Here is a 25,614-nt window from a genome sequence, read left to right as displayed (position 1 = left end):
CGCCGTTGATCATGAGGTGGACGGGCCCACGCTGCGGCGTGTCGCTCGTTAACCTCATGATCAACGGCGGCGGCGACGGGGGAGTGGGCGGGGATGCGCGTTCTTGTGGTCGGGGGTAGCGGGCTTCTCGGGCGGGAGGTCTGCCGGCGGGGCGTCAGCGCCGGCTGGTCGGTTGTCGGGACCTTCCACTCCGGGGCGGTCGCCGTGCCGGGCGTTCCCGCGCGGCGGTTGGACGTGACCGACCGGGCCGCGGTGCGCGCGCTGGTCGCCGAGGTGCGGCCGGACGCCGTGGTCGGGACCCCCTACCGGTACCGGGACTGGGCGGTCACCGCCGACGGGGCCGCGTACGTGGCGGTCGCCGCCGCCGAGGCGGGTGCCCGGTTGGTGCACGTGTCCAGCGACGCGCTGCACGCCGGCCGTCCGGTGCCGTACGCCGATGACGAGCCGCCCACGCCGGTGCACGCGTACGGCGCCGCGAAGGCCGCGGCCGAGACCGCCGTCCGGGCGGTCGACCCCGGTGCGGCCCTGGTACGCACCTCCCTGATCGTGGGGGAGGGCAGTAAGCAGATCCAGCTCTGTCGGGACGCGCTCGCCGGCCGGGCCACCCTGTTCACCGACGAGCTGCGCTGCCCGATCGACGTCACCGACCTGGCCGACGCCGTGCTGGAGCTGGTCGCCTCGTCGTACGCCGGTCTGCTCAACGTGGCCGGCCCCGACGCGGTCAGCCGGGCGGAGCTGGGCCTGCTGGTCGCCGAGCGGTACGGCCTGGACGCGGCCGGGTTGACGACCACCACCAGTGCGGAGACCGGCCTGGTGCGGCCTCTGGACGTGCGCCTGGACTCCACGCGCGCCGCCGGCCTGCTGCGCACCCGGCTGCGGGGAGTGCGCGAAGTCCTCGGCGGCTGATACTGCACACTTTCTATGCAGAAATCTTGTGCATAGAAAGTGTGCAGAGATAGTGTGCATGTCATGGCCGATGACGGAGTGGCTTCGCGACCGGAGCCACGCGAGGTACGGATCGACAAGCGACAGGTGCGGGTGCTGGCCCACCCGCTGCGGATGCGACTGGTCGGGGCGTTGCGGGTGAAAGGCCCGGCCACCGCCACCACGCTCGCGGAGATGCTCGGCACCAACACCGGCGCGACCAGCTACCACCTGCGCCAACTCGCCGAGGTCGGGCTCGTCGTCGAGGACCCCGAGCGGGGCAGTGGCCGCCAGCGCTGGTGGCAGGCCGCGCACGACGTCACCAACTGGGAACCGACCGACTTCGACGACGACCCGGACGCCCGGGCCGCGATCGAGTGGATCCAGGGCGACCAGGTGCGGCTTCTCGTCGACACCGCCGACCGCTGGTTCGCCACCCAGCACGAATGGTCCCCCGCCTGGCGGGACGCCTTCGGCATGAGTGACATCTTCCTGACCATCCCGCCGGCCCGGCTGGAGGAGCTGAAGACCGAGTTGTGGCGGGTGCTGGAGCGCTACCACCGCGAGGCCGATCCGGTCGACTCCGCCGATCCGGAGGCCCGCCCGGTGCAGGTCTTCATGGCCGCCTACCCGCTACGGGAGGAGTACCAGTGAGCGCGAGGAGTGAGCCGGTTCTGCGAGTCCCGCAGTCGCGAGCAGAGGAGGCACGGTGAGCGCCCTGACCGTCCGCCAGGTCCGACGTCGTTATCTCACGCTGTACGGCCTGCGCTGGCTGCCCACGGGGTTGATGATCCCGGTGATGATCCTGCTGATGCAGGAGCGCGGCCTGTCGCTGCCGCAGATCGGCCTGGCCTTCACCGCGCAGGGGCTGCTGGTGCTGGCCCTGGAGTTGCCGACCGGCGGCCTCGCCGACGCCCTCGGCCGACGCCCCCTGCTGATCGCGGCCGGGACGCTCAACCTCGTCTCGCTGTCGCTGTTCGCGGTGGCCGACTCGTTCTGGCTGTTCGTCCTGGTCTATGCCGTGCAGGGGGTCTACCGGGCGCTGGACAGCGGCCCGCTGGAGTCCTGGTACGTCGACGCGACCCTGGCCGCCGACCCGCAGGCCGAGTACGAGAAGGGCCTCGGGTACGCCGGCACCGTCGTCGGCGGGGCCATCGGCGCCGGCGCGCTGCTCAGTGGTGGCCTGGTGGCGCTCGGCCCGATCGGGCCGGCCAGCGCGCTCACCGTGCCGGTGCTTGTCGCGATCGTCGCACAGGCGGCCGCGCTGGTCGCGCTGCTCGTCCTCCTGGTCGAGGAACGGCCGGCCACCGGGATCGCGGCGCTGCGGACCTCGGTGGCGCAGGCGCCCCGGATGATCGGCCAGGCCGTCGGCCTGCTGCGCCGCTCCCGGGTGCTGCTGGCCCTGGTGGCGGTGGAGTTGTTCTGGGGCTTCGGCATGGTGACCTTCGAGTCGCTGCTGCCGGTTCGTCTCGCCGAGGTGGTCGGCGACCCGGAACGCGCCGCCGCGCTGCTCGGACCGGCCAACTCGGCCGCCTGGATCGTCTCGGCCGCCGGCGCGGCGCTGACCCCGCTGCTGCTGCGCTGGCCCGGTGCCGCACCGGGAGCGGCCCTGCTGCGCATCCTGCAGGGCGCGACGGTCGTCGGGATGGGCCTGTTCGCCGGGCCGGTGGGAGTGCTGGTGGCGTACCTGGCCTGCTACGCCGTGCACGGCGCGTCGAACCCGCTGCACAGTGGCCTGCTGCACCGTCAGGTGGACGGCCCGTACCGGACCAGCGTGCTGTCGCTGAACTCGATGATGGCGCAGCCGGCCGCCGCGCTCGGCAGTGTGGTGCTGACCGCGCTCGCCGCCGCGACCAGCGTGGCCACGGCCATGGTGGTCGGCGCGGTGGTGCTGGCCGTCGCCGCCCCGCTGTACCTGCCCGCCTGGCGCGCCGGTCGCCGGGTCACCGCGGAGCCCGCGGTTCCCGTGCCGGCAGAGCAGCGTTGACCATTCAGGCGAGGCGGATCGAGGTGAGGTGGTGGGTGTCGGTGAAACCGAGCCGTCGGTAGAGCCGTACCGCCCCGACGTTGTCCGGGTAGACGCCGAGCCCGACCGTGTCGAACCGCGCCAGCAGCGCCCGGGTCATGCCGGCGGTCAGCGCGGCACCCAGGCCGCGTCCCCGCTGGTCGGGAGCCACGGTCAGGCCGGCGAGAAAACCGATCTCACCCCGGCTGCGGTCCGCGCCGCACGCCACCAGCCGACCGCCGGCCCGGATGCCGTACCAGTCGACCACCCGGGAGTCGCCCGGCCGGGACGTGGTGCTCGGGAACGCCTCGTCGATCAGCGCGTCGAGCGCCGGGTGGTCGGCCTCGGTGAGCCGGACGACCCGCTGCTCGTCGGGCTGGTGCGGCGGGGCCGCGACGGTCCAGTGGAAGTCCCAGTCGACGTGCTCGGCCACGGCCAGCCGGTCGGCCACCTGGGCGGAGTCGAGTCGGGGCAGGTGCAGCCGGGAGTCGCGCCCCAGCACCCCCTCGGCGGTCAGCGCGGCGACGAGGTCGAGCACCGACCCGGCGGGGCCGATCGCGTCGGCGCCGGACCCGCGCTCGGGCGGCACCAACCAGAGCACCGCGCCGTCGCGTCGGTAGCCGCGCGCCGGCGCGTCGCGCCAGAGCGCGTGCCGGGCGAACGGGTGGTGGCCGGCGGCGGCCAGGATGTCGGCCCGATCGTGGAGCACCTGGTCGTCGATGATCATGACGGACAGCCTAGAAGCCGGCCCGGAGAAACCGCGCGGGCACCCTGATCCACGGTGGAGATTGGCGAGTCGACCGATTGGGTACATCACGCGCCGACCTACTGCGAACCCCCACCGGAGGACCGACATGCTCGCCATTCTCGCGGCCATCGTCTTTGGCTTTGCCCTGCTGCTCGACCTGCTCAACACCGACTTCGGCGCGCCGGACCTGTTCAACTGGAACACGCTCGTGCTCATCGGCCTGCTCCTGCTCTCGCTCTACCTGGCCGGCGTGGGCAGCGGCCCGCGCGGCGGTGGCGGCGGCCGCTGGTACCGGGGCCGTCGCCCCGGCCGTGGCTGACCGGAACCGATCACCGGTGGCGGGCCCGCGGCGCGATTCCGGCGTCGTGGGCCCGGCCCGGTACTGTCTTCGTGATGGAGTCCGACGCCCTCTTCTCCCTCGGTGCCCCCGCCGGGCCGCGTAACGCGCCCGACGGTCCCGCCGGTGTCGACGGGTTCACTCCGGTAGCGGATGATTCGCCCCTGCCCGTCCGGATGCGTCCGGCGACCCTCGACGAGTTGGTCGGTCAGGACCACCTGCTCGCCCCCGGGGCACCGCTGCGGCAACTGGTCTCCGGCGGCGCGCCGATGTCGGTCATCCTCTGGGGACCCCCGGGCAGCGGCAAGACCACCATCGCGCACCTGGTCGCCGCGGCCACCGACCGCCGGTTCGTCGCCATGTCGGCGCTCTCCGCCGGTGTCAAGGACGTCCGGGCGGTCATCGAGACGGCCCGCCGCCAACGCCGCTCGGGCGGCCCGCAGACCGTGCTGTTCATCGACGAGGTGCACCGCTTCAGCAAGACGCAGCAGGATTCGCTGCTCGCCGCCGTCGAGGACCGCACGGTCACGTTGCTGGCGGCCACCACGGAGAACCCGTACTTCTCGGTCATCTCCCCGCTGCTGTCGCGGTGCGTGCTGCTCACCCTGCAACCGCTGAACGACGAGGCGGTGCGGGGTCTGCTGCGCCGCGCGGTCGCCGACGAGCGCGGCCTCGGCGGCACCCTCACCCTGGCCACCGACGCCGAGGACCACCTGGTCCGGCTCGCCGCCGGTGACGTCCGCAAGGCGCTGACGGCGCTGGAGGCGGCGGCCGCCTCCGCCACGGCGCTCGGCACCGGGCGGATCGACCTCGCCACCGCCGAACAGGCCGTCGACGTGGCGGCGGTGCGCTACGACCGTGACGGCGACGCCCACTACGACGTGGTCAGCGCGTTCATCAAGAGCATGCGTGGCTCGGACGTGGACGCCGCGGTGCACTGGCTGGCCCGGATGCTGGTCGCCGGGGAGGACGCCCGGTTCATCGCCCGCCGACTGGTGATCTTCGCCAGCGAGGACGTGGGCATGGCCGACCCCGGCGCGTTGAGCGTGGCCACCGCCGCCGCACACGCGGTCGAGTACGTGGGTCTGCCCGAGGCGCAGCTCAACCTCGCCCAGGCGGTGATCCACCTGGCCACCGCACCGAAGTCGAACTCGGCCACCACCGCCATCGGCGCCGCCATCGCCGACGTACGGGCCGGCCGGGGTGGCTCGGTGCCGCGCGGCCTGCGCGACGCGCACTACGCCGGTGCCCGCGGGCTGGGCCACGGGACCGGCTACCGCTACCCGCACGACGACCAGCGTGGCGTGGTCACCCAGCAGTACGTTCCCGACGATCTCGTGGGCACCGACTACTACCGGCCGAGCCCGCACGGGGCGGAGCGGTCGGTGGCCACCCGGCTGCCGCTGCTGCGCCGCATCGTGCGCGGGCTGCCCGCCCCGGCCACCCGTACGGACGCCCCGGCGGCCGACCAGCGCGTAACGGAGCAGACCGCGCCGGCGCCTGCTGCCGAGAACGGTCGCCCGACGACGGGCACGGGTGGTCCCGGCACGATGCAGGACAGCGGCACGAACGCCGCAGGAGAGGGTCAATAGTGAAATCGCGTGGTGCGGACCGCCCGGACGAGAGCCCGGACGAGCGGCGCGATACCCGCCCCAAGGGCCGCCGCTGGGGTCGAGGCCGAGCCGAGGCCGAGCCGGAGGAGCCGGTGTCGGGCGAGGAGTTCGGCTGGATCGACGACCTGCGCTCGGCCAAGCAGCAGCGCACGGAGCTCGGTCCCGAGGGTGTCGCCGCGGAGGCCGCCACCCCGCGCGGTGGCGCCTCGGCGCCCCCGCCGGACGCACCGACGCCGCCCACCCCGCCCGGCGTACGCAGGGGTGAGCCGGACGGCGCCACCGGTCGGCACCCGGTGGACGGACCCTGGCCGGGCGAGGCCCCGCCACCGCCCCGCAGGCCGGATGACCGACCGCCCACCCCCGCAGCGCCCGCCCCGGGCAAGCAGGTGCGCCGGGGCGCGCCGCCGGTGGCTGGTGCCCGCGCTGCCGCCCCACCCCCCGCTGCCCGTCCGGCCGCCGGTGAGCCGGCCGGCCCGCCCGGCGCCCGCCCGACGCCCGGTGGGCCGGCGGGCGTAGGTCGACCCGCTGCGGTTCCGCCCGGCCCGCCCGCCGGCGCGCCGATGCCGCCCGGACGCCGCCCGGACACCCCCGCAGCGGCCGGCCGCCGCCTCGATGCCCCCGCTCCGGCCGGCCGGACGGATGCCATGCCACCGCTGCGCCGACCGGATGCCGTGCCACCGGGCCGTCCCGGCCCGGAAGCGACCGAGCCGGGCCGTTCGGTGCCCGCAGGTCGGGCCTCCGCCGGTCGTGTGACCGGCCCGGAGCCCACCGAGCCGGGCCGTCCGGTGCCCGCAGGTCGGGCCTCCGCCGGTCGTGTGACCGGCCCGGAAGTGACCGAGCCCGGCCGTCCGGTGTCCGCCGGCGGTCGGGCCGCCGGCGGGCGGGTGGCCGGCCCGGCAACCGACCCGGCGCGCGCCGGTGGGCCGCCCGCGTCCCGCGGCCCGGCCCGCTTCGACGCCCCACCGGCCGGTGCCGTGCCGACGGTCTCCGACGGCCTGCGACCCGACCCGGCCATCGACGCCGACCCCCGGACCGCCCGACGGCGCCCCGGCCCGGTTGATCCCGGAGCGCCGGAGCCGGCAGGTCCCGGCCCCGCCACCCGGGCTCGTCCGGCAGCCGCCGGCCGGCGCCGTGCCGCCGAGCCCACCGAGCCGGTGGTGCCTCGTTCGGGCAACGCGCCCCCGGTGCCCGACGCGCGCGGCGGCAACACCGGCGCCACGCCCACCGTCGGCTCGGCCGACCGCGCCGGGCGCCGCCGGGCCGTCCCCGACGAGCAGGAGCGGCGTCCGCAGGTCGGTGGTGAGCCCCGGGCGGACCGCCCGGAGCGCCCGGCCGACTGGCTGCGGCAGGCCGGACGCCTGCCGCACACCGACCCCGGCCTGCCGGTGGTCAACCGGCGAGGCGGGACTCCCGCCGTGCCACCCGGCGGGCAGCCCACCGGCCGCCGCCCGATGCCACCGACGGGCGATCCCACCGACCTTCCGTCTGGCCGGCTCGCCGTGCCCGACCCGGCCGCCGAGCGGCCCGGCCGTCGACCCGTCCGACCGCCGGCCGACCCGGGCGCGGACGCCCCCGCCGGCCGCCGGGCGGCGCGGCCCGACGCGCCGGATCCCACCGGGGAGCAACCGAGCGGCGGTCTGGCCTACCCGTCGACCACCGGCGAACGACCCACCGCCCGACGGGGTGCTCCGGACCCGACCGTCCGACGCCGCCGCCCTCCGACGGAGCCTGGCCCCGACGGGCCGGCCGGCCCGGGGCGGCCCATCCGCGAGGGTGACCGCGACGACGCGTACACCGGTCCCGCCGGTGGTGGCCGACCCGCGCCCAGCGGCGGTCCCGCCGCTGCGGGCGCACCGCCTCGGGGCGGTGCCCGTTCCGGCCGGGCCCGACCGGCGCCCGGTGACGCGCCGGTGTCGGGCGCTGGCCACCGTGGCCCCGACGGCCCTCCGCGACCCGGCCCGGGCGCGGATCCCGCCGCCCGCGGCGCGGCGCGGCCCGACGGCGCGGCGCGGGCTGCCGTCCCACCGGGCGCCGGTCTGGACGGGCCGCCCGGTCCGCGCGTCGACGGGCCGCCCGGTCCGCGCGTCGACGGGCCGCCCGGTCCGCGCGCCGCCGTCCGCCCGCCCGGCGCTGCGACCCCGCCCGGAACCGGAGATCGGACCGGCCCGCCCGGAGGTGACCCCGCGGTGGCCCGTGGCGGTGCCGCGGCCGTTCGACCCGCGCCGGCGGACCGTGCCGCCGGACGCGCCCTGCCGCCGCACCGCGAGCCCGGCCGCCCGGAACCGACCGGAGTCGCGCCCGTCCCACCGCCCGGCCGCCCCGGAGAGCCGGTCGGCGTGGCCCGGGCCGCCGCCGCGGTGCCCGCCCCGACCGGGCCGGTGGACCGCCCGGGACCCGAGCCGGCCGCCGGACCCGCACTGCGGCAGGCCGCCGAGGACATCCGCGACGACGACGGCCCCGCCACCGGTGCCCGGTCCGAGCAGCGTCGGCAGTCGCGCGAGCGACGGCGGTTGCGGGCGGTGGCGCTGGCGCTGGTCAGCATCGTGCTGCTCGGTGCGGTACCGCTCTTCTTCGGCATTCGCACGCTGAGCCGCGACCCGGTCTTCGACAACCTGGACCAGCTCAACGTGCCGGCCTGGGCTGCCGCGAAGACCGACGACGACGTCAGCGGCAGCCGCTGGTGCCTGCTCGACTGCCGGCTTCGCGAGCGCACCGTCACCTCGGAGAAGTCGCCGGCGGAGACCACGAAGGTGTACGAGGACGCGCTGCGCCAGGACGGTTGGCAGCCGTGGAAGGTGGCCCGCTGCCCGGAGCAGGAGACGAAGGGCAGTTACACGTGCTGGCGCCGTGACGAGCTGACCCTCGACCTGTGGGTGCGCGAGCCGACCTGCGTCCCGCCGCCGGTCGACGGAGAACCGGCGATCGTGCCGTCTCCCGAAGCGTCGGCCGCTGCGGCGGAGTGCGCCGGCTCGTTGGTGTCGGTGAAGGTGCGCAACGCGATCGACGACGAACGGACCAGGCCCCAGCCGACCACCGATCCGTCACTGACCGGAGAGGATCCGTTCCCGACAGTCAGTGGTGACCCGCTGGGCGACCTGACACCCTCACCGTCCTGAGCCGGTTTCCATCACGGACGGTAGGGTCTGGGGCTGGCGGGCACGCCCGCTGCCGCTGGCCGGCGACGGCCGGCGTGTCTGTTGTGGGTAGCACCGTTGTGCGTTCCGGGGACGTCGGGTCCTGCGGGAACTCTGCTTGAGGAGGACAGGCGTGGGCGACATTTTGGCGATCGCGGCGCTGATCGCGGCGAGCGCGTTCGCGGTGTTGGTGCTCATCCTGACGCTGCCCATCCTGCGGCTGCGGCACACGGTGGACGCCACCACGCGGATGATCAACGACCTCAACGATCGGACCGCGCCGCTGCTCGGCGACGTGAACACCACGGTGAAGAACGTCAACGTCGCGCTGGAGCAGGTGCAGACCTCGCTCGACGGTGTGAACCTCCAGCTGGCGAAGGTCGACACGATGACCAGCCACGCGCAGAACGTCACCGCGAACGTCGCCAACCTGGCCACCGTGGTCTCCGCCGCCGCCGCGAACCCGCTGGTGAAGGTGGCCGCGTTCGGCTACGGCGTGCGGAAGGCCGCCGCGGGTCGCCGGCACGCCGAGACCGAGCGCGAGGTGCGCGACACGATCAAGCAGCAGCGGCGGGCCGCCCGGCGCGGCAACCGCTGACCGGCCGGCGCACCAGGAAGGTAACGAGACATGAGGCGGTTGTTCTGGCTGGGCATCGGGCTGGCCGTCGGCGTGGTGGTGGTCCGCAAGGCCACCCGGACCGCGCAGGCGTACACCCCGGCCGGCGTCGCCAGCACGTTGTCGGAATCCGCTAGCGGGCTGGTCGAGTCGCTGCGTAGCTTCGTGGAGGACGTTCGCATCGGGATGGCCGAGCGCGAGCAGGAGATCCACCAGGCGTTCGCGCAGGGCGAGGCGTTCGACGACCAGTTCGCCGAGCTGCGGGAGTCCCCGCGGATCGACGATCGAGACATCTTTCCGGAGGAACACCAGCGATGAAGACGGCGGAGATCAAGCGGCGGTACCTCGCCCACTTCGAGGCGAATGGGCACACCGTGGTGCCGTCCGCTCCGCTGCCCGCCATCAGCGACCCGAACCTGCTGTTCGTCAACGCCGGTATGGTGCAGTTCGTCCCCTATTTCCTGGGTCAGCAGGCCCCGGCGTACCGGCGGGCGGTCAGCGTGCAGAAGTGCATCCGCACGCCGGACATCGACGAGGTCGGCAAGACCAGCCGGCATGGCACGTTCTTCCAGATGAACGGCAACTTCTCCTTCGGTGACTACTTCAAGGACGGCGCGATCCCCCTCGCGTGGGACCTGGTCACCAAGTCGCAGGCCGACGGCGGGTTCGGTCTGGACCCGGAGCGCATCTGGCCGACGGTCTACCTCGACGACGACGAGGCGTACGAGATCTGGCGGTCGGTCGGCGTGCCGGCGGACCGCATCGTCCGTCGGGGCAAGGCCGACAACTTCTGGTCGATGGGCATCCCCGGGCCGTGCGGCCCGTGCTCCGAGCTGTTCTACGACCGGGGCCCGGAGTACGGCCGCGAGGGCGGCCCGGCGGTCGACGAGGACCGCTACATGGAGTTCTGGAACCTCGTCTTCATGCAGTTCGAGCGGGGCCCGGGCACGACCAAGGACGACTACCCGATCCTGGGTGACCTGCCGGCGAAGAACATCGACACCGGCATGGGCCTGGAGCGGATGGCCTCGATCCTGCAGGGCGTCGACAACCTCTACGAGATCGACGAGGTCCGGCCGATCCTGGACCGCGCGGCCGAGCTGACCGGCAAGCGCTACGGCGCGCACTCCGGCCACGTGGCCAGCGAGTCGCACCCGGACGACGTGCGGCTGCGCGTGATCGCGGACCACGTGCGGACCGCGCTGATGCTGATCGGCGACGGTGTGACCCCGAGCAACGAGGGTCGCGGCTACGTGCTGCGCCGGATCATGCGCCGGGCGATCCGGTCGGTCCGGCTGCTCGGCTGGCAGGATCGGGCGCTGCCCGAGCTGCTGCCGGTGGCCCGGGACTGCATGGCGCCGTCGTACCCGGAGCTGGCGACCGACTTCGACCGCATCTCGCAGTACGCGTACGCGGAGGAGGAGGCGTTCCTGTCCACCCTGCGTGCCGGCACCACGATCCTGGACACGGCGATCGCCGAGACCCGCACCGCGGGTGGCACGGCGCTGTCCGGCGCGAAGGCGTTCCAGTTGCACGACACGTACGGCTTCCCGATCGACCTGACCCTGGAGATCGCCGCGGAGCAGGGGCTCAAGGTCGACGACGAGGGCTTCCGCCGGCTGATGGCCGACCAGCGGACCCGGGCGAAGGCGGACGCGCAGGCGCGTAAGACCGGGCACACCGACGTGTCGGCGTACCGGTCGGTGCTCGACTCGGGTGGTCCGGTGACGTTCACCGGGTACGGCGAGGTGGCGCGCGAGTCGACGGTGCGGGCGCTGCTCGGCGCGGACGGCCCCCGCCAGGCGGCGACCGAGGGCGAGACGATCGAGCTGGTGCTCGACACGACCCCGTTCTACGCCGAGGGCGGTGGGCAGCAGCCCGACCAGGGCATGATCACCGTTGGTGGCGGTCAGGTCGAGGTGCTCGACGTGCAGCAGCCGGTGCCCGGCCTGATCGTGCACCGGGCCCGGGTGATCCGCGGCGAGGTGCGCGCGGGCGAGGCCGGCTACGCGGAGATCGACACCACTCGCCGGCGGGCGATCTCGCGGTCGCACACGGCCACCCACCTGGTGCACCAGACCATGCGCAACTTCCTCGGTGAGTCGGCCACCCAGGCGGGTTCGCTGAATGCGCCCGGCCGGCTGCGGTTCGACTTCAACACCCCGACCGGGGTGTCGCCGAGCGTCCTGCGCGACGTGGAGCAGCAGGTCAACGAGGTGCTCCTGGCTGACCTGGAGGTGCACGCCTTCATCACCTCGCTGGAGGAGGCGCGGCGGATCGGGGCGATGGCGCTGTTCGGCGAGAAGTACGGCGACGAGGTGCGGGTCGTCGAGGTGGGTGACTACGCGCGGGAGCTGTGCGGTGGTACGCACGTGGCCCGCTCGGCCCAGCTCGGCCTCGTGAAGATCCTCTCGGAGTCGTCGATCGGCTCCGGTGTGCGGCGGGTCGAGGCGCTGGTCGGCATGGACGCCTTCAGCTTCCTGGCCCGTGAGCACCTGCTGGTGTCCCGGTTGGCCGAGCTGTACCGGGTGCCCAGCGAGCAGGTCGCCGACCGGGTGGAGCAGACGGTCACCCAGCTGCGCGACGCGGAGAAGGAACTGGAGAAGCTGCGCGCCCAGTTGGTGCTGGGTGGGGCGTCGGCGCTCGCGGCGCAGGCCAAGGACGTTGGCGGGGTGGCGTACGTGGGCACCGAGGCGCCGGAGGGCGCGGCCGGCAACGATGTGCGGACCCTCGCCCAGGAGATCCGCGGCAAGATCGATCCGGCGCGGCCGGCGGTGGTCGCGGTGGCGGCGCGGGCGAACGGCAAGGCGTCGCTGGTGGTGGCGGTCAACCAGGCTGCCCGGGGTCGGGGCCTGGCCGCCTCGGACCTGGTGAAGGCGGCGTTCTCCGGGCGTGGCGGTGGCAGTCCCGACCTTGCCCAGGGTGGCGGTCTGCCCGCGGCCGAGGCGCCCAGGTTGCTGCTCACCGTAGAGAAGGCGATCACCGAGGCGTGATGGATGATCACTGTCAGCCAGGGCGGGCCGTTTGGTCCGCCCTGGCTCGTCGGGCCTTGGTGGTGACCGTCGGTGGCTGAACTGACGCGGGGTGTGCGCATCGGCGTGGATGTCGGTCAGGTGCGGGTGGGTGTCTCCCGTTCGGATCCGGACGGGATCCTGGCTACCCCGCTGGTCACGCTTGCCCGCGATCTCTCGGCGGCACCGGACGCGGTGCCGAGTGACGTCGCCGAGGTGGCCGCTCTGGTGGCCGAGCATGAGGCGGTCGAGGTTGTCGTCGGTCTTCCGGTCAATCTCGCGGGCAAGCACGGTCCGGCGGCTGTCCATGTGAAGGCGTACGCTGACCGACTGGTCGATGTGATAGCGCCCGTCCCGGTAACGCTCACTGACGAGAGGATGTCGACCGTGGTCGCTTCTCGTAGGCTTGCCGAGCGTGGCGTCCGAGGTAAACGTCAACGTGCGGTTGTCGACCAGGCGGCCGCGGTGGAGATCCTGCAGAGCTGGCTGGACGCGCAGCGGAGGCGGACGCAATGATCGACGATCTGGACCTGGGGTTCGACGAGCCGGAGCGAGGTGAGAAGGGCAGGCACCGGCGAGGATTCGTCCGCAAGCGCAAGCGCAACGGCAAGGGCGGGTCCGGCGGCGGCCGGGGTAAGACCTTCCTGGCGTTGCTGCTGGCCCTGTTCCTGCTGGGCGGCATCGGCGGCGGGGCCTTCTACGGCTTCGACCGGATCCAGAACTACTTCGTCACGCCTGACTACGACGGCGCCGGCTCCGGCGAGATCACCGTCGAGATCAAGAACGGCGCGCTGCTGGCCGACATGGCCGACGCGCTGGTCGCCGCCGATGTGGTGAAGAGCCGGAAGGCGTTCATCGAGGCCGCCGAGGCCAACTCGCGCAGCAAGAACATCCAGCCGGGCACCTACAAGCTGCGCAGGCAGATGAGCGGCGCGAGCGCCGTCACCGCGATGCTCGACCTGAAGAACAAGATCGTCAACGGGCTGACCATCCCCGAGGGGCGCACCAGCAAGAACGTCTACAAGCTGCTCTCCGACAAGACCAAGATCCCGGTCAAGGAGTTCGAGACCGCGGCGAAGGACCCCGAGGCGCTCGGCGTGCCGGACTGGTGGTTCACCCGCGAGGACGGCAAGAAGGTCGCCAAGTCCGTCGAGGGGTTCCTCTACCCGGACACGTACGAGATCCCGCCGAAGGCCACCGCGGAGAGCATCCTCAAGCTGATGGTGGACAACTTCCTCTCGGTGACCGGTGAGATGAAGTTCGCCGACCGGGTGCAGAAGGAACGGGGCGGCGTCAGCCCGTACGAGGCGTTGATCGTGGCCTCGCTGGCCCAGGCCGAGGCCGGCAACAAGGACGACCTGGGCAAGGTCGCCCGGGTGGCCTACAACCGGGTGTACGGCGAGTTCAACTGCAACTGCCTGGAGATGGACGTCACGGTCAACTACTACCTGGAGTCGATCGGCAAGCCGACCAAGTCGTCGAAGCAGATGACGGCGTCCGAGTTGGACGACCCGAAGAACCCGTACAACCGAAAGCTCAAGGGTCTGGTGCCCACCCCGATCAACAACCCCGGTAAGCCGGCCCTGGAAGGGGCGATGAACCCACCGGTGGGCAAGTGGCTCTATTTCGTGGCGATCGACAAGCAGGGCCACTCCGCGTTCGCCGATAATTACGAACAGCACCAGCGTAACGAGGCCAAGGCCCGGGAGGCCGGCATTATCTGACGCATCGCGGGCCACCAAAAGGGCTCCCTTCCCGGCCGGGAAGGGAGCCCTTTTCGGCAGCCCCGAAACACCATTCACGGTGTCATTGTCAGTGGCTTGTGCCGGTCCATGTGCCGGTGCGGGGATTCAGGAAAGTCCAGACCCCGTTGCTGTTCTGTCTGCGCAACGCGAACGTGCGGTTGTAGCCGTAGTAGAAGTACCCGGTCTGGGTGCTCGTGTCGTAGCCGGTGTTGCGGTTGACCGCACCGTACGCCTTGCCCCAGGTCTGCGGCCCGACCGAACCGTCGATGCCGATGTTCATCACGTCCTGCCAGGTCCTGGTCTTCGCGGCGGTGTTGGAGCCGAACTCCCCGTCGATGAAGCTGGTGCCGACGGTGCCGCTCAGGTCGTCCGCCCAGATGATGGACTGCCAGAGCCGCACGATGTTGCCGCCCCGCACGCAGGAACTGGACGTGCACAGCTGGTGGTTGTCGGACCAGCTGCCGGCCGCGCTGTCCGCTCGTGCGGGCGCGGCGACCATCAGCGAAATACTGAAGGCTGCGGCAATCGCGATGAGGGCGCGGAGAATGCGTTTGTTCAAGGTTTCCCCTTTTTTGATCGGCCGTACCGTCGCAGGAATGCTTTCACTCGCGTCGATGGCCGTCAAGCGATCGACGATCGCCGCAGCCCCGGTTTCGGTGGTGCGGTGGCGGGCGTGCTGGGTAGGGTCGACCCGACACGTGCGGGAGGGCGGGACACATGATGCGGACCAGGGCGGAGCACTCGGACGCGCCCGGCGGTGATCGTGTCGACCCGTAGGGCCGCGGTGTTGGGCAAGCCCATCGCGCACTCGCTCTCCCCGGTGATCCACACCGCCGGCTACGCCGCCGCCGGGTTGACCGGCTGGTCGTACACCCGGATCGAGTGCGCGGCGGCGGAGCTACCGGATCTCGTCGCCGGCCTGGGCCCGGAGTGGGCAGGCCTGTCGGTGACCATGCCGGGCAAGGAGGCGGCGCTCGCGGTCGCCGACGCCGCGTCGCCGGTCGCCGCCGCCGTCGGCGCGGCCAACACGTTGGTACGTCGTCCGGACGGCTCCTGGTATGCGGACAACACCGACGTCGCCGGCATGGTGCACGTGCTCACCGAGGCCGGGGTGGTGTCCGGTGCCGCCCTGACGGTGCTCGGCGCGGGCGGCACGGCACGCGCCGCGCTGGCCGCCGCCGCGCAGCTGGCCTGCTCCTCGGTGACGGTGGTGGCCCGTCGGCCGGAGGCGGTCGACGAGCTGCGGCCGGTGGCGGCCACGGTGGGTGTGGCGCTGACCTCGGCCGACTGGGCCGACGCGCACCGGTGCCTCGCCGCTGCGGACGTGGTCGTCTCCACCGTGCCGAAGGGGGTCGCCGATCCGCTGGCCGGCACGGCGACCTGGCGGACGGGGGCGGTGTTCTTCGACGCGCTCTACGATCCGTGGCCGACGCCGCTGGCCGAGTCCGCTCTCGCCGCGGGCCTGCGGGTGGTGTCCGGACTGGACCTGTTGTTGGCCCAGGCGGTCGGTCAGTTCGAGCAGTTCACCGGCGTGCGCGCCCCCGTCGAGGCCATGCGAGCCGCCCTGGACCAGCGGCTTTCTTAGCTGACAGTTAAGACGCGCTTACGGGACACTGTCGTCCGTACGACATGCCCTGGTCGTGGATACGCTGCTCAGCGTTACGGCAGCAGACACAGGGAGTTTCCTTGACCAGGCACGGACTGCACCGCATCACCCGGTTCCGCTCCGGACCCCGGCGCAAGGCGATCGCCATCGGCGTGGTCGGCGGCTCGGTGGTGGCCGGCATCGTCGCCACGATGATGCCCCTGTTGGCCAGCGACGACCTGTCGATCCGGGCGGTGGCGGACACCACCGCCACGGTGGTGTCGCAGGACGGTGACAACGCCGCCAAGGCGACCCTGGCGACCTGCCCGACGCGCTGCGACGGCAACCCGCGTGGCGGCCGCGAGGCGGTCATCGAGTTCACGGTGACCACGGTGCCGGCCGCGGCGGTGAACGTCCGGGCGACGCTGCGGGTGCACACGTGGCAGCAGTTCGCCGCGACGGTGTCGGCGCACGCCTCGCCGCTGAGTGCCCGCGAGACGCGCCCGGCTCCGGTGCCGGCCGGCGCCGCGCTGGACACGGTGACCGGTGTGTCCAAGGGCGTCAACGAGTGGGACGTGTCCACCCTGGTCACCGGCAACGGCACGTGGACGGTGTCGCTGGCCCAAGCCGGTCTGGACACCCGGATCTACTGGGCGTCGGCGGAGAACCGCAACCCGGACCTGCGGCCCAGCCTGGTGATCAGCTACGACATCGCCGCCCGGCCGCCGTCGACGCCGAGCACCCGGCCGACGCCGTCGCCGAGCGCGCCGCCGACCACCGCCGCTCCGAAGCCGTCACCGACGCTCACGCCGACCCGTACGGCGAGCCCGACGGGGACCTCCACCATCCCGCCCGGCAAGTGCGGCTCGGTGTCGGACAAGCTGGTGCCCTCCTGCGGTGCCTGGTGGGGCATGTACTCGCCCGCCGGGGCGGGCGGCGGCTGGGACTACGGCACGGCGATCACCGACGTGGAGGCGCAGGTCGGGCGGAAGTTCGACATCGTGCACCGCTACCACGACTTCTCCAACGCCGGCAACAACGGGGCCTTCCCCGACGCGTACGAGTCGCAGCAGATGCGCGAGGGCCGGTTGATGTTCTTCGCCTGGGAGTCCCGCAACTTCTCCGCCGGTACGACCCTGACGTGGGCCGACGTCTACAGCGGCCGGCAGGACGCCACGATCGACGCGGTCGCCGGCCGGATCCGCGCCGCCGGGGTTCCGGTGTTCATGGGCTTCGACCACGAGCCGGAGGACGAGCCGGCCAAGGGCAGCGACGCCGACTTCGTCCGGGCCTGGCGGTACGTGTACGAGCGGTTCGCCAAGGCCGGCGCGACCAACGCGGTCTGGGTCTGGACGATGATGGGCTGGTCCGGCCACCACGCCCGCTACCCGGGCCTCTACCCCGGTGACCGCTACGTCGACTGGGTGGCCTACGACCCGTACAACTTCCACGTCTGTAACGGCAGCACGGTGTGGAAGAGTCCGAGCACGACCGTGGGTGACTTCTACCGCTGGTTGGACGCGAGCGGTATCGGCGCCGGCAAGCCGAGGATGCTCGCCGAGTTCGGCACCAACTTCAACGCCGCCGACCCGGGTGCCAAGCAGCGCTGGTTCCAGGAGTTCCCGGCGGCGCTGAAGGCGCATCCGAAGATCAAGGCCGCCATCTATTTCAATTCGCCGGGCATGACCAGTCGCAGTGCGACCTGTGACATGACGATGAACCACGACGCGTCGGCGGTGGCCGGCTTCGCGCAGGCCGGCCGGGATCCGCATCTGCGGCAACCCACCGGCGTGAGCCGTTGAGAAACCGTGCCGGTGTGCGGACGACGGCCTGCGCCGATGTCGTGAATGCGACGTACGGGCAATAGCGGCGCTCGGCCATTGGCCCGGCGGTGGCGAATGTCGTCATGACGACACTCCCGTGGTGGGCAGCCTGCGACAGGCGCGACGACGACTATCGCAGGTTGCCCGGATTCCCTTAGCGTGTCCTGCATCGATTGCCACGTGCGGAGCCGGCGTGGTTGATCCTGTCCAGGAAACTGTCCGCTGGGCTCCTTGCGGGGCCGCCGCGGCGACCCGGTGAGGGGGACCGAATGATCTCGGCGGACACCACGTGGCGGTACGCCATGGACGTGGCAGGGCCAGCCGTCAGTCGAGCGAGCGGCGGTGCCCGACGGTGGTCCTGATCTACGCGCTGGGGGCGATGTCGGTACTGGTGCCGGCGATCCTGGTCCCCGTGGTCGCCACTCGATGGGCGCCGGCCGTACGGGTGAGCGGAGCGGCTGAGCGGCTGCGCGTCGCGGTGGCCGGGCTCACCGACGCGGTCGGCCGCTACGGTGCCGCTCTTGTCGTGCTGCTCGCCGGGTGCGCGGCGGTGGTGGCGGTCTGCTGGCCGCTCGGCGAGGCGCTGTCGCGCCTGGAGCCGTCCGTCGATCACCCGGTCTTCGACTACGTCCACGCCCGCCGTGTCGACGTGTGGGCCGATGTCAACTCGTTCGTCACCGCACTGGGGGACCGGTACCCGTTGAAGTGGGTCACCGTGGTCGCGGCGGTCGCGTTCGCCATCGCCTGGCGACGCCGTCGGTGGTGGATCCCGTTGGTCGCGATGCCGTTGCAGTTCGTCGTCGAGCAGTACACCCAACAGATTCTGGCGCTGACCGTGGACCGGGGTCACCCGCCCACCGACGTCGGCACCTATCCCTCGGGTGGATGCGCCCGGGTCATGCTCACCTTCGGCACCATCGCGGTGTTGGCGGGGCTGACCTGGAACATCCCGCGACGCGGTCGAATTGCGCTCGCTACCGTGGTGGCCCTGTTGATCTCGGTGGAGGGTTACACCCGGATCTATGCGGAAAAGCACTGGCTCACGGACGTGATCGGTGGCTGGATTTTCGCCACCCTGTTGTTCGGTGTGATGGCGCTCGCGGTGCTTGTGGCCGAGGGCCGGGTGCGTCCACCCGCCCGGTCCGAACCCGCGGTCCCCGTTGAAGCCGGTGTCGCCACCTGAACCGTCTGCGCGAATGCTGCGGGACTTCGGTGTGCCACCGGCGAGTCCGACATCCGACACGGAAATGCGCACGGGAATGCTCGGCGTCGTCAGGTGGCCCCGGCGACGGCCCAATCGGCGGATATCGCGGATCGCGACAGACGAGGCACGCTACCGGGGTTGTCGTCCAATTTGGAGGCGTAGCGTGCCCAAAGTTTCGCTCTCTTGGCGATCTGCCGGATTCCGGTTCCGTGCGGCCGCAATCGGTCTGGTGACCGTCGCCGCGGTGTTGAACGTTCCATCCGTCACCTCGGCCGCCGTGGTGCCGGTGCCCGAGACGGCGACCCTGGTGTCGACCAATCCCGCCGACAACACCCCGCACGGCCGCGACGGCGAGAGCCGTGCCTTCGCGCAGGTCGGCTCGCAGGTGTACGTCGGGGGCAGCTTCACCCAGATCAGGCAGAACGCCAGCGCCCCGTGGATCACCCAGAGCTACCTGTTCGCGTACGACCGGGTCAGCGGAACGATCTCGACGACGTTCCTGCCGGTGCTCGACGGCCCGGTCAACTCCCTGATCGCCGGCCCGAACGGCACGCTGATCGTCGGCGGCGGGTTCAAGAACGTCAACGGCGTCGCCCGGTTGGACCTCGTGGCGCTGGACCCCACGACCGGGGCGACCGTCGGCGGTTGGGTGGGCCGCTCCGACGGCGGCATGGTCCGGGACATGGTGCTGCGCGGCAACTGGCTCTACGTGGCCGGCGCCTTCAACTGGTTGAACGGCACCGCGCACTCGGGGCTGGGCCGGCTCAACGCGACCACCGGCGCGATCGACCCGACCTTCACCATCAACGCCACCGTCGGGCGGCACGGCACCGGCTCGTACGGTTGGACCATCGATGTCACCCCGGACGGGCAGACCATGGTCGCCGGGGGTAACTTCACCCTGGTCAACGGCCTGTCCCGCAACCAGATGGCGATGATCGACCTCTCGGGCACGCCGACGGTGCTGGACTGGAGCACCGAGAAGTTCGCCCCGCCGTGCGCGGCGCCGACGACCTTCGTCCACTACGTGCAGGACCTGAAGTTCAGCGCGGACGGCAGCTGGTTCGTCGTCGGCACCAACGGCGGCGCCGGTTGGCCGGCCGCGTACTGCGACGTGCTGATCCGGTTCGAGACCGCGCACCGGGGCAGCGGCCAACTCGGCACCTGGGTCGACTACACCGGCAACGACACCATCACCTCGGTGGAGGTGGCCGACAACGTCATCTACCTGGGTGGGCACTTCCGCTGGTTGAACAACCCGAACGCCAGCGACGCGGCCGGCGCCGGGGCGATCGACCGGCTCGGCATCGCCGCCGTCACCCCGGCGACGGGCCTCCCGGTCGCCTGGAACCCCGGTCGCCGCGGCAGTGCGTCCATGCCAGCGGGCACCAGCAACTGGGGCTCGCAGGTGCCGGTGCTCTGGCGGGGCAGCGACGGGCTCTACTTCGGGCACAACTCCGACGGCATGGGCAGTGAGTACCACGGACGCCTCGGCATGTTCCCGCTCGCCGGTGGTCGCACCTTCGCCCCGAAGAACCCACCGACCGCGAGTACCGGCAACCTGTACCTCGGCACGGGCGAGGGTGAGGTGGCCAAGGTGGCGTTCACGGGCACGAGCGTCGGTGTCCCGACCACGGTCAGCCAGCCCAACTACACCGGCGCCGGGGCGACCTGGCGGGTGAGCGACCGCATCTACTGGGCGCACACGGTGGCCGGCACGCCCACCGGCAGCCGCCTCGACGTGTCGATGTTCAACGGCGGTGCCATCGGCGTCCCATGGGAGTCGTCGGGGTTCAACGACTGGTTCAACGCCGCGGGCATGACGGGCGCGTTCTACCTCAACGGCCGGCTCTACTACACCCGCAGCGGCGCCAACGCGCTCTACTACCGCTATTTCGAGATCGACGGTAACTATCTGGGCGCCACCGAGTTCACCCTTCCGACGGCGACCGTCACCTGGTCGGCGGTGCGGGGGATGGCCTGGGTGGACGGCCGGATCGTGTACGGCGGGACCGACGGCACGTTGCGCGCCGTGCCGTTCGACCCGACGGCCGACCTGGCCGTCGATGGTGCGGCCAGCACGGTGATCGCGCCGGCGAGCGAGGCGTTGACCTGGTCCACGCCGCGGATTTTCTTCTCCGTGCAGTGACGAGTGACGGGTTCGTCACGGAGAATCGCTAGATCGGGTCGGGCCGGCGGCGGACCACGTCGCCGGCCCGAGGCGTCACAGGAGATGCCCGGCGCCTGCCACAGGTGTGTTCCGCCAGGGGCACAGCACAACAGACGGTGGATCTTTGATGGCTGATGTACCTCCCGGTTCCTGGTCCAGCGACCCGTCCGGTGCCGGGGGGCCACCGGCCCGGACAGTCACCCTCACGGACCTGCTCCGTGTCCCGCTGCACCGGACCAGGCTGGTGGGGACGGTCGCCGCTCTGGGTCTGCTCGCCGCACTCGGGTACGTCCTGCTCATGCCGGGCGAGGTCACCGCGAACGCGGTGGTGGCGGTGCGCCCGGTCGTCACCGACGCGTTCACCCCCAGCGGTGCCGCCGCCGACCGCGCGGTGAACATGAACGTGGAGAGCGGCATCGCCACCGGCACCGAGGTCGTGCAGCGGCTCACGGCCGAGGGTGAAGACCAGCGCGATGTGCGGGACGCCCTTGAGGTGGAGGTCCCCACCGGCGGGCAGATCCTCCGCTTCTCCTACACCGGACGCTCGGCCGACGAGGCGGTCCGCAACGTGAACCTCGCCGCGCAGACCTACCTCGACGTGCGCCGCGCGATGTACGAGAAGCAGCGCGCGGAGATGCTGAAGCGCTACGACGAGAGCATTGCCGAGGTGGACAAGCAGCGCGAGGCGTTGCAGCGGCGGATCGCCGGCGTCCGCAACGGCCCGCTGGACGCCGCCATCGCCGAACTCGCCGGCACCAACAACCAGCTGACCCAGCTGAAGTCCTCCCGCACCGAGATCGCGGCGGTCGACGTCAACCCGGGGTGGATCACGCAGAACGCCGAACGCGTCCTGGTCGCCTCCGACCGGCACGCGCTGCTCTACGTGGTGGCCGGGCTGCTGGGCGGCGCGCTGCTCGGCGTCGTGCTGGCGTACGCCTGGGAGTCCGCCGACCGGCGGGTCCGGTCGGTCCACGACGGACGGGACGTCACCGGGCTGCCGCTCCTCGGCACCGTGCGCGGCCGGCTGTTCCGGACCCGCGGCAGGGCGGTGGACGCCGACATCCGGTACGTGGCGATGGCGATCGCCGAGCGACTCCAGGAGCCGGCCCGGGTGGCGTTGCTGACCACCCGCGAGAACCAGAGCGCCGTCACCGCCGGTCTGGCGGTCGCACTCGCCGCGACCGGCCGGGACGTCTACGTGGCCGACGACAGCGGTCGGCTCCACAACCTGCGCGCCACCGTCCTGGCTGATCGGGAGAGGCTGCCGGCGATGGTCAACCCGGTCCGTCCGCTCGTCCCGAAGCCCCGGGCCGCCGATCCGTTCATCGGCGCCGAGCTCACCGACCAGATCCCTGCCCGTCGCCCGTCTCCGTACCCGGCCGGCCGGCATCCGTCGACCGACCCGGACGCCACTCTGACCCTGCCCCGAACGAACCTCAACTCGACCACGAGCGCCACGGGCACGGCCCACGACGGCACCGAGGAGGTGCCCGTGGGTGCCGGTGGAGTGCGGTTCGGCACGTGGCGGCAACGCGCCGACAGCGGAATCGTGCTCTTCAACGCGCCGCCCTCCGAGGCCGACGAGCGTGGTGTCGCGGCGGCTCGCCAGGGCACCGCCGTGGTGGTCGTCGAACAGGACCGGACCCGCCAGGGCGATCTGCGCCGGCTCGCCGAGCGGCTGCGCGCGGCGGGCGTCACTCCGCTGGGTTTCGTGCTGACCCGCAGCGGACGGCGGTGACGGGTGTCCGTCACCACCGCCCTGGCCAGCAGCGAGCCGGACGGGATCGGTCCGCCGGTCGTCGCCGCACCGCGGCCGTCGGCGCCGCCCCGGCTGCCCCGCCTCCCGTTGCTGATGATGTTCGGTCTGGTCCCGCTGTGGTGGTTGGCCGGCGCGTTCTATCTGTTCTGGCCCCTGTTCGGCGCGACGCTGTTGGCGTTGCTGATCGTCCGAGGACGGGTGCCGCTGCCACCGGCCACCGGCACCTGGTTGCTGTTCCTGGCCCTGGTGGTACTCAGCGCCACCCAACTACCCGCGCCGGCTTCGCTGCTGCCCTTCGGCCTGCGGGTGGGGTATTACCTCACCGCACTCGTGGTGGCCGTGTACGTGTACGTCTACGCCCGGGAGCGAGGCGACGTGGCGGCGGCGCTCGTGCCGATCTGCCTGTTCTGGTTCGGTCTGGTGGCACTGGGCTGGTTGGGTGTGCTGGCACCGCGCTTCGCGCTGACCACGCCGGTGGAGGTGCTGCTGCCCGGCGGCATGTCGAGCCATCCGTACATGCAGGACCTGGTGCACATCAGCGCGACCGAGTACAGCAAGGTGGCGCTCGACCCGATCTACCGGCCGGCGGCGCCGTTCCCGTACACCAACAACTACGGCGGCGCGTACGCGATGACACTGCCCTGCATCGTGGCGTTCACCATGTTGCGCCGCCGCGGGATCCTCCGTTGGGCACTGCTCGTGTCGCTGCCGCTGTCCCTGGTGCCGGCCTTCCTCACCCTGAACCGCACCATGTTCGCGAGCCTCGGCGTGGGCCTGGCCGTGCTCGGCGTGCGCGCCGCGGTGCGCGGGAACGTCCGGGTGGGCGCGTCCGTCGTCGGAGTGTTGCTCATCGGCGGGCTCACCACCCTGCTGATCCCGGTGGCCGAGTTGATCAACAATCGGGTCGAGTCGACCGACACGAACACCGACCGTTACTCCCTCTACGCGGAGGTGATCCGCCGCATCGGGGACTCACCGTGGCTCGGTTACGGCGCGCCCGTCACCGTGGACACGGTCACGGCGGAGGTCCCGGTCGGCACCCAGGGGCAGCTCTGGACGGTGCTGTTCAGCCACGGCATACCGGCATTACTCTGCTTCCTCGCCTGGTTCGTGATCATCACGCTGAAGAGCGCCCGCGCCCGCTCGGCGCCCGGGCAGTGGCTGGCGGTGGTCCCGGTGATCTGTCTGGTGCAGATCCCGTTCTACGGCATGGCCGATCCCACCATCACGATCGCCTACTTCGGGGCCGCCGCCGCGATGGCGATCGCCGAGCGGGAAGCGGACCCCCGGCGCGCTCGTCCGGTGCACACCGGTCGCCGCCGCAAGGCTGTCGCGGGATGACCGCCGGCACCAGTTCGGCCATCGGCTCCGGCCGTGACGAGTCGTCCGCCGACGGCTCGGTCGAGGCCCGGCGCAGCGCCCGTACCGGCCTCGCGGGTCTGGCCGGCGCCGCGACCAACGGCCTCTTCGGCTTTCTGCTGGCGGTGGTCATCACGCGCGGCTACGGCACGGTTGGCGCGGGCGCGTTCTTCGCCGCGATCGGCGTGGTCACCGTGACCGCCGCCGTCTGCACCCTCGGAGCGGAGACCGGGCTCATCTGGACGCTTCCGCGGCGTCGTGTCGGCGCGGGGGGCGACGCCGCCCGGGTGCTGCCGGTGGCTCTTCTACTGCCGCTGGTGGCCGCGATCGTCGTCGGCCTGACCGGCGTGATCGCCGCGGACGCGCTCGCACCCCGCCTGCTGGACGGGCCGGGCGCCGGCGGTACGGCCCTCATCGCGGCCAGCTTCGCCGCGGTGCCGCTGGTGGTGGCGATGACGCTCCTGCTCGCCGTGCTGCGCTGCGTCCGTCCGATCCGGGCCTACGTCGGCGTACAGTCCGTCCTGGTGCCGGTCGCCCGGCCGTTGTTGGTCGGCGCGGCGGCCGTTGCCGGCGGTAGCGTGCTGGTCGGCCTGACCGGCTGGATGATTCCGGCGGCGCTGGCCATCGTGGTCTGCCTGCTGCTGGTGGCGGGCCCGCTCGGCATCGGTCGGGGCGCGGCGCTGCGGCCCGAGCGGGCCGACTGGTCGGCGTTCTGGCGTTTCGCGCTGCCCCGGGCCGCGTCCGCCGCGATCGACGCGAGCGCCGTGTGGGTGGGTGTGCTGCTCACCTCGGTGCTCGCCGGGCAGTCGGACGCCGGCGTGTTCGGCGCGGTCGGCCGCTACATCCTGGCCGGGCAACTGGCCATGCAGGGTCTGCGGGTGGCGGTGTCGCCCCAGCTCTCCCGGCTGCTCGGCTCCGGTGAGCGGGCCGCCGCGGCTGTGGTGCACCGGCAGATGACCACCTGGGCGCTGGTGTTGTCGTGGCCGGTCTACCTCCTGCTCGCGGTGTTCGGGCTGGCGTTCCTGCAACTCTTCGGGCCCGGGTTCACCGCGGGTGCCACCGCGATCACCGTGCTCGCCCTGGCCATGCTGATCAACACCGGTGTGGGCAACGTCCAGACCCTCCTGCTGATGAGCGGTCGTAGCGGCCTGCACCTGGTCGCGACGGTGGCCGGGCTGGCGGTCACCGTCTCCCTCGGACTGTGGCTGATCCCGCAGCACGGGGTGACCGGCACCGCGCTGGCCTGGGCCACCGGCATCGCCACCGAGAACCTGACCTCCTTCGTCTGCGCCCGGCTGGTGATCGGCCAGCCGCTGGTCGACGCGACGCTGGCACGGGCGGCGGCCGCGGTCACCGTCGGGGTGGGGCTCGCGGCGCTGGCCGGCGTACTGACCGGCGGTCGAGGGGTCGCCGGCCTGGTGGTGGCACTGATTGTGCTGGTCAGCGGCTGCGTCGGCTTGTTGACGGTGCCGGTCATCCGAGGGCGCATCCGGGTGACCATGGTGCAGTTCCGTCGCAGTCAGACGGCGGTGCCGATCGCCGCGCGGACCGCCACGACGTCGAGGAAGGAAAGGTGAGGGC

At 72.4% G+C, this 25,614-nt stretch carries 19 protein-coding genes and 1 pseudogene; 18 read left to right on the top strand and 2 right to left on the bottom strand.

Translation table 11 applies throughout. The annotated features are described in order from the left end of the window. The first annotated feature begins 93 nt into the window (after positions 1-93). The 3 genes and pseudogenes from AB0H52_RS15300 to AB0H52_RS15290 form a co-directional block, all read left to right on the top strand. Positions 94-906, top strand: coding sequence for a sugar nucleotide-binding protein (locus AB0H52_RS15300; RefSeq protein WP_357947951.1), 813 nt, complete (start codon positions 94-96; stop codon positions 904-906). A gap of 63 nt (positions 907-969) precedes the next feature. Continuing rightward, a complete protein-coding gene (locus AB0H52_RS15295) occupies positions 970-1,578 on the top strand; it encodes a helix-turn-helix domain-containing protein (RefSeq protein WP_151493074.1) in 609 nt (202 codons plus the stop codon). Between the two features lie 55 nt (positions 1,579-1,633). Continuing rightward, positions 1,634-2,857: pseudogene (locus AB0H52_RS15290) on the top strand (MFS transporter); the annotation flags it as partial. A 58-nt stretch (positions 2,858-2,915) separates the two neighbouring features. Here the strand turns inward: AB0H52_RS15290 and AB0H52_RS15285 are convergent. Continuing rightward, positions 2,916-3,656: a GNAT family N-acetyltransferase gene (locus tag AB0H52_RS15285; protein ID WP_151493073.1), complete on the bottom strand. Its 741-nt coding sequence runs from the start codon at positions 3,654-3,656 to the stop codon at positions 2,916-2,918. Positions 3,657-3,783: 127 nt separating this feature from the next. On the opposite strand from AB0H52_RS15285, the gene AB0H52_RS15280 reads away from it, so the two are divergent. The 8 genes from AB0H52_RS15280 to mltG all read left to right on the top strand — a co-directional run bounded on the left by AB0H52_RS15280 (position 3,784) and on the right by mltG (position 14,112). After that, on the top strand, positions 3,784-3,996 hold the full coding sequence (locus tag AB0H52_RS15280; RefSeq protein WP_007458297.1) for a hypothetical protein: 213 nt from the start codon (positions 3,784-3,786) through the stop codon (positions 3,994-3,996). Between the two features lie 74 nt (positions 3,997-4,070). Then, positions 4,071-5,606: a replication-associated recombination protein A gene (locus AB0H52_RS15275; RefSeq protein WP_347403763.1), complete on the top strand. Its 1,536-nt coding sequence runs from the start codon at positions 4,071-4,073 to the stop codon at positions 5,604-5,606. Between the two features lie 2,459 nt (positions 5,607-8,065). Beyond that, positions 8,066-8,743 carry a hypothetical protein gene (locus AB0H52_RS15270; RefSeq protein WP_151487822.1) on the top strand — a complete coding sequence of 226 codons (678 nt, stop codon included), beginning with the start codon at positions 8,066-8,068 and terminating at the stop codon, positions 8,741-8,743. 151 nt (positions 8,744-8,894) lie between these two features. Beyond that, positions 8,895-9,359 carry a DUF948 domain-containing protein gene (locus tag AB0H52_RS15265; RefSeq protein WP_192580099.1) on the top strand — a complete coding sequence of 155 codons (465 nt, stop codon included), beginning with the start codon at positions 8,895-8,897 and terminating at the stop codon, positions 9,357-9,359. Positions 9,360-9,389: 30 nt separating this feature from the next. Next, the gene (locus AB0H52_RS15260) at positions 9,390-9,695 is read left to right on the top strand and encodes a hypothetical protein (RefSeq protein WP_151487808.1); all 306 of its coding nucleotides are present in this window, start codon (positions 9,390-9,392) and stop codon (positions 9,693-9,695) included. Continuing rightward, on the top strand, positions 9,692-12,370 hold the full coding sequence (gene alaS / locus AB0H52_RS15255; RefSeq protein ID WP_151487807.1) for an alanine--tRNA ligase: 2,679 nt from the start codon (positions 9,692-9,694) through the stop codon (positions 12,368-12,370). The genes AB0H52_RS15260 and alaS overlap by 4 nt, the downstream gene beginning before the upstream one ends. A 72-nt stretch (positions 12,371-12,442) precedes the next feature. Then, the gene (gene ruvX / locus AB0H52_RS15250; protein WP_151487806.1) at positions 12,443-12,904 is read left to right on the top strand and encodes a Holliday junction resolvase RuvX; all 462 of its coding nucleotides are present in this window, start codon (positions 12,443-12,445) and stop codon (positions 12,902-12,904) included. Beyond that, a complete protein-coding gene (gene mltG, locus AB0H52_RS15245; RefSeq protein ID WP_151487805.1) occupies positions 12,901-14,112 on the top strand; it encodes an endolytic transglycosylase MltG in 1,212 nt (403 codons plus the stop codon). The genes ruvX and mltG overlap by 4 nt, the downstream gene beginning before the upstream one ends. An 88-nt stretch (positions 14,113-14,200) precedes the next feature. Here mltG and AB0H52_RS15240 read toward each other — a convergent pair whose 3' ends face one another. Continuing rightward, positions 14,201-14,758: a peptidoglycan-binding domain-containing protein gene (locus AB0H52_RS15240; protein ID WP_357947944.1), complete on the bottom strand. Its 558-nt coding sequence runs from the start codon at positions 14,756-14,758 to the stop codon at positions 14,201-14,203. A 135-nt stretch (positions 14,759-14,893) separates the two neighbouring features. Here AB0H52_RS15240 and AB0H52_RS15235 point away from each other — a divergent pair, with 135 nt between their 5' ends. The 7 genes from AB0H52_RS15235 to AB0H52_RS15205 all read left to right on the top strand — a co-directional run bounded on the left by AB0H52_RS15235 (position 14,894) and on the right by AB0H52_RS15205 (position 25,610). After that, the gene (locus tag AB0H52_RS15235) at positions 14,894-15,718 is read left to right on the top strand and encodes a shikimate dehydrogenase (protein ID WP_151487820.1); all 825 of its coding nucleotides are present in this window, start codon (positions 14,894-14,896) and stop codon (positions 15,716-15,718) included. 101 nt (positions 15,719-15,819) lie between these two features. Then, positions 15,820-17,520 carry a glycosyl hydrolase gene (locus tag AB0H52_RS15230; RefSeq protein WP_151487803.1) on the top strand — a complete coding sequence of 567 codons (1,701 nt, stop codon included), beginning with the start codon at positions 15,820-15,822 and terminating at the stop codon, positions 17,518-17,520. Between the two features lie 373 nt (positions 17,521-17,893). After that, on the top strand, positions 17,894-18,724 hold the full coding sequence (locus tag AB0H52_RS15225) for a phosphatase PAP2 family protein (protein WP_151487802.1): 831 nt from the start codon (positions 17,894-17,896) through the stop codon (positions 18,722-18,724). A gap of 241 nt (positions 18,725-18,965) precedes the next feature. Next, on the top strand, positions 18,966-20,894 hold the full coding sequence (locus AB0H52_RS15220; protein ID WP_357948004.1) for a hypothetical protein: 1,929 nt from the start codon (positions 18,966-18,968) through the stop codon (positions 20,892-20,894). A gap of 148 nt (positions 20,895-21,042) precedes the next feature. Further along, positions 21,043-22,653, top strand: a complete 1,611-nt coding sequence (locus tag AB0H52_RS15215) for a lipopolysaccharide biosynthesis protein (protein WP_357947941.1) — start codon at positions 21,043-21,045, stop codon at positions 22,651-22,653. A gap of 45 nt (positions 22,654-22,698) precedes the next feature. Next, complete coding sequence (locus AB0H52_RS15210; protein ID WP_225854098.1) at positions 22,699-24,015, top strand: O-antigen ligase family protein; 1,317 nt, start codon at positions 22,699-22,701, stop codon at positions 24,013-24,015. Further along, complete coding sequence (locus tag AB0H52_RS15205) at positions 24,012-25,610, top strand: lipopolysaccharide biosynthesis protein (protein WP_225854094.1); 1,599 nt, start codon at positions 24,012-24,014, stop codon at positions 25,608-25,610. The genes AB0H52_RS15210 and AB0H52_RS15205 overlap by 4 nt, the downstream gene beginning before the upstream one ends. Positions 25,611-25,614: the final 4 nt, after the last annotated feature.

This window comes from Micromonospora sp. NPDC050695, from assembly GCF_040654415.1.
Lineage (GTDB): Bacteria > Actinomycetota > Actinomycetes > Mycobacteriales > Micromonosporaceae > Micromonospora.
The sequence above is the reverse complement of the archived record's forward strand: the minus strand, read 5'-3'. Positions and strand labels throughout refer to the sequence as shown.

What these genes read in the sequence shown, in the direction of transcription:
- AB0H52_RS15300 (WP_357947951.1), top strand. Translation starts at nt 94, where the DNA reads ATGCGCGTTCTTGTGGTCGGGGGTAGCGGGCTTCTCGGGCGGGAGGTC.
- AB0H52_RS15295 (WP_151493074.1), top strand. Translation starts at nt 970, where the DNA reads ATGGCCGATGACGGAGTGGCTTCGCGACCGGAGCCACGCGAGGTACGG.
- AB0H52_RS15285 (WP_151493073.1), bottom strand. Translation starts at nt 3,656, where the DNA reads ATGATCATCGACGACCAGGTGCTCCACGATCGGGCCGACATCCTGGCC.
- AB0H52_RS15280 (WP_007458297.1), top strand. Translation starts at nt 3,784, where the DNA reads ATGCTCGCCATTCTCGCGGCCATCGTCTTTGGCTTTGCCCTGCTGCTC.
- AB0H52_RS15275 (WP_347403763.1), top strand. Translation starts at nt 4,071, where the DNA reads ATGGAGTCCGACGCCCTCTTCTCCCTCGGTGCCCCCGCCGGGCCGCGT.
- AB0H52_RS15260 (WP_151487808.1), top strand. Translation starts at nt 9,390, where the DNA reads ATGAGGCGGTTGTTCTGGCTGGGCATCGGGCTGGCCGTCGGCGTGGTG.
- alaS (WP_151487807.1), top strand. Translation starts at nt 9,692, where the DNA reads ATGAAGACGGCGGAGATCAAGCGGCGGTACCTCGCCCACTTCGAGGCG.
- mltG (WP_151487805.1), top strand. Translation starts at nt 12,901, where the DNA reads ATGATCGACGATCTGGACCTGGGGTTCGACGAGCCGGAGCGAGGTGAG.
- AB0H52_RS15215 (WP_357947941.1), top strand. Translation starts at nt 21,043, where the DNA reads ATGGCTGATGTACCTCCCGGTTCCTGGTCCAGCGACCCGTCCGGTGCC.
- AB0H52_RS15205 (WP_225854094.1), top strand. Translation starts at nt 24,012, where the DNA reads ATGACCGCCGGCACCAGTTCGGCCATCGGCTCCGGCCGTGACGAGTCG.